2 protein-coding genes are annotated in these 2462 nt (G+C 70.3%); both read left to right on the forward strand.

Translation table 11 applies throughout. The annotated features are described in order from the left end of the window. On the forward strand, positions 1-534 hold a 534-nt coding region (locus ACFY3D_RS08295), incomplete at its 5' end, for a cellulose binding domain-containing protein (protein WP_389976391.1). Positions 535-776: 242 nt separating this feature from the next. Continuing rightward, a complete protein-coding gene (locus ACFY3D_RS08300; RefSeq protein WP_389976394.1) occupies positions 777-2336 on the forward strand; it encodes a cellulase family glycosylhydrolase in 1560 nt (519 codons plus the stop codon). The last annotated feature ends 126 nt before the right edge of the window (positions 2337-2462 follow it).

Genomic DNA, 2462 nt, shown 5'->3' on the forward strand with positions numbered 1-2462 from the left:
AGCGGCGCAACCCTGACCTGGACGGCCTCCACCGACAACGTGGGCGTCGCCGGCTACGACGTCTACCAGGGGACGACGAAGGTCGCCACCGCCACCACCACCTCCCACACCCTCACCGGGCTCACCCCCGCGACGGCCTACACCGTCTCCGTGGTGGCCAGGGACGCGGCCGGCAACTCCTCCACCGCCTCCGAGAGCACCGCGTTCACCACGACGACGGCCCCGGTGGGCGGCTGTACGGCCACGTACACGGTCACCAGCAGCTGGCAGGGCGCCTTCCAGGGAGATGTGACCGTCAAGAACACGGGCACCTCGGCGATCTCCGGCTGGACGGTGACCTGGAAGTTCCCCAACGGTCAGACGATCAGCCAGCTCTGGAGCGGCACGCACACCCAGACGGGCGCGGACGTCTCCGTCAAGAACGCGGCCTGGAACGGGGGCCTCGCTCCGAACGCCTCGACGTCCTTCGGGTTCACCGCGACCCAGAGCGGCACCAACGGCGTTCCCACCCCGGTGAACTGCACCACCGGCTGACCTTCGATCCGACCGTCCCCGCCCCTATCCTCCGCATCGACCTCCGACCGTCCGCACCGCGAACCGGCACCCCGCTCCGACCGTCTCCACCACCCGCCGACACCTCGCACCGACCCCGCGCACCACGAACCGACTCCCGTCAGCCAGGCGTCCGTCTCTCCCCCACGGACGCCTCCTCACCCCCGGCCGGGCGCGACGACCCCTCCGCCCGGCCGGGCACACCCCCCCAACCGAGGTAGGTCATGCGAATCAGACTGGCGCTGCTCCTGGCGCTCCTTCTTCCGTTCGTCGTCTCCATACCGCCCGCCCACGCCGCCGTAGGTCTCCGCGTGAGCGGTACGCGGATCCTCGAGGCGAACGGCAACGCCTTCGTCATGCGGGGAACCAGCCACGCGCACACCTGGTACCCGACCCAGACCGGCTCGTTCGCGGGCATCAAGTCGCTCGGCGCGAACACCGTCAGGGTGGTGCTCAGCGGCGGCCGGTGGACCGCCAACGGCGCCTCCGACGTGGCGAACGTCGTCTCGCTCTGCAAGCAGAACAAACTCATCTGTGTCCTGGAAAATCACGACACCACCGGGTACGGCGAGCAGGCCGGCGCGTACACCCTCGACCAGGCCGTGGACTACTGGATCAGCGTCAAGAACTCGATCGTCGGCCAGGAGGACTACGTCGTCCTCAACATCGGCAACGAACCCATCGGCAACAACGCGACCACCCCCGGCTGGACCCAGGCCACCTCGGCCGCGATCACCCGGCTACGGAGCAACGGGTTCCAGCACCTGATCATGGTCGATGCGCCGAACTGGGGCCAGGACTGGAGCTTCACCATGCGTGACAACGCCTCCACGGTCTTCGCCGCCGACCCGCAGCGCAACACGGTCTTCTCCGTCCACATGTACGGGGTGTTCGACACGGCCGCCGAGGTGACCTCCTACATGCAGGCGTTCCAGACCGCGGGGCTGCCGCTGGTGATCGGCGAGTTCGGCTTCGACCACTCCGACGGCAACCCGGACGAGGACACCATCATGGCCCAGGCCCAGGCCAGGGGCATCGGCTACCTCGGCTGGTCCTGGAGCGGCAACAGCGGCGGCGTCGAGTATCTCGACCAGGTGACCAACTTCAACGTCGCCAACCTCACTCCCTGGGGACAGCGCCTGTTCAACGGGGCGAACGGCATCGCGCAGACCTCCGTCGAGGCCACGATCTACGGTGGCACCACCACCCCCGACACCCAGGCGCCGACCAGGCCCGGCACACCCACCGCCTCGGAGATCACCTCGACCGGTGCCCGGCTGTCCTGGACCGCCTCCACCGACAACCGCGCGGTCACCGGCTACGACGTCTTCCGTGGCACCACCAAGCTCGGCTCGTCCGCGACCAACTCGATCACCCTGACCGGGCTCACCCCGCAGACCGCCTACAGCGTCACCGTCGTCGCCCGCGACGCGGCGGGGAACACCTCCGCCGCCTCACCGGCGGCGACCTTCACGACCACCTCGACCCCGTCGAGCGGCTGCACCTCGACCTACCAGACGACCAACCACTGGCAGGGCGGCTTCCAGGGCGAGGTCACCATCCGCTGCACCTCGGCCGTCACCGGCTGGCGGACCGTCCTCACCTATCCCTCGGGGGTGAACGTCAGCCAGGCGTGGAGCTCCACCCTCTCCGCCGCCGCCCCGGTCTTCACCTTCACCAACGCCGCCTGGAACGGATCCATCCCGGCGGGAGGGTCCACCACCTTCGGCTTCATCGGCAGCTGGTCGGGCACGGGCACCCCGCCCACCCCCACCGTCTCCTGAACCGTCTCCCAGCGGTACCCCGAGGATTCCCCGCCCGCGTCCGCGACTCCCGGCAGCGGACCGGACGGGGGGGGCCCCCCCCCCCGGGGGGGCGCCCCCCCCCCCCGCGGGGGGGGGGGGCGGCGG

The organism is Streptosporangium sp. NPDC000509, assembly GCF_042898365.1.
GTDB lineage: Bacteria > Actinomycetota > Actinomycetes > Streptosporangiales > Streptosporangiaceae > Streptosporangium.